Here is a 1,665-nt window from a genome sequence, read left to right as displayed (position 1 = left end):
TACTGCTTACGGCTGTAAGCAATCGTCAAGCGCAGCGTGCCTTCCGAGATCATCGCGTTTAAATCCAGCGTATATTGCAGCGGTGAATGTGCATCCTCTGTCTCCCCTGCACTATAGGGTGACAATGTGATTCCACTGTTTTGTAGATCCTGATCGACTTGACCCAAATAGTTAAAGCTGATTTCCGGTTCTGCTGCAATCGCACGCGCTTCATCCGATCCTGACGCAGGAGACAAGTAGCGCCAAGTTCCATAGGTCAGCCCTTTATGTGGAATCCGGCGCAGACCTTCCTTCGTTTCTTTAATCCGCTGAGCCAGTGTCATTTCCTTGTCGGTCTCCAGCAGCACTGGATACAAGCTCGTAAACCAGCCTACGGTACGTGTCATATCCAGCTCTGGCAGGATTGCTTCCCGGCCATGGCCCTCCAGATTTACCAGCACCTGTCCTGCACCTGTCCAGTTGTGCACTGCGAGTCCCAGCGCGGTCAGCAGCAAATCATTGACCTCGGTGTTATAGGCGCGATAAGCCTGCTTCAACAGCTGCTGGGTTTCAGCTTCGGTCCACTCTACCGTCAGCACTTCGCTGTCTGCATTCAAGGAGTCCTTGTAGGCAAAATCCTTCGGCAGCGGTGCGGCTTCCGCTTTGGCCTGTTCCACCTGCTTCCAATAAACTTCATCCGAGGCAGCCTCAGGACGGTTGGCGTAAGACGACAACTCCCGTGCCCATGCTTGGAAAGAATCCGTTTTATAGGGCAATCGTACGGGTTCACCCTTGCTCGCCTGCTCGTAGCCTGTCGAGAAATCTTCGAACAGAATCCGCCACGACACTCCGTCCACCACCAAGTGGTGAATAGCTATGAGCAAATGATCGCCCTCGGCTGTGTGGAACACTCCCAGCTTCACCAGCGGTCCTTCGAACAGGTGAATGCTGCTTTGAATTTCATTTACCTTCGCTTCCAGCGCTTCCGCATAGACTACTTGTTCACGGTAGTCTGCGGTTTCCAGCGTATACAACGCGCCTTCATCTACACCGCGTGTCCAAGCCTCGTAACCGGATGAAGTCTGACGGAATACCGTACGCAGCGCATCATGATGCTTCACGATGTGATCCATGACTTGGCGAATCGCCGTCTCATCAAAGCCCTCGGCACGATAGAGCATGACCGCTTGATTAAAATGCTGCGGACGCTCGCGCTCCTGCGCAAAGAACCAATGCTGGATCGGAAGCAACGCGGTTTTCCCGCTTACTTCTCCTTGATCTGCCATACGGCTGACCTCATGCATATGCGGTGCCAGTGTTGCAACCGTTGGATACTGGAGCAAATCCTTCATGTCCAGCTTATAGCCGGCCTGGAACGCACGCGATGCGATTTGGATGGCCTTGATGGAATCGCCGCCTAGATCAAAGAAATTGTCCAAAATACCGACTGTCTGCAGCCCCAGTACCGACTGCCAGACCGCTACCAGTGCGCGTTCTTGCGCCGTACGCGGCTCTGCATAATCAGCTCCAGTTTGCAGGCTGCCTTCCGGTGCTGGCAGGGCCTTGCGGTCAATTTTGCCATTTGGACTCAGCGGCATCTGCTCCAGCTGTACAAAGTACGATGGCACCATGTAGCTTGGCAGCTCCCGGCCTAGCTCACTTCTCAGCTCGCTGGCACCGATCTCT

Annotated in this window: 1 protein-coding gene; it reads right to left on the bottom strand. The window is 54.1% G+C overall.

The window, feature by feature from the left end; genetic code table 11:
* On the bottom strand, positions 1-1,665 hold a 1,665-nt coding region (locus tag ACWA2B_RS27805), incomplete at both ends, for a condensation domain-containing protein (protein ID WP_449292870.1).

Source organism: Paenibacillus sp. CMM36, from assembly GCF_053570945.1.
The sequence above is the reverse complement of the archived record's forward strand: the minus strand, read 5'-3'. Positions and strand labels throughout refer to the sequence as shown.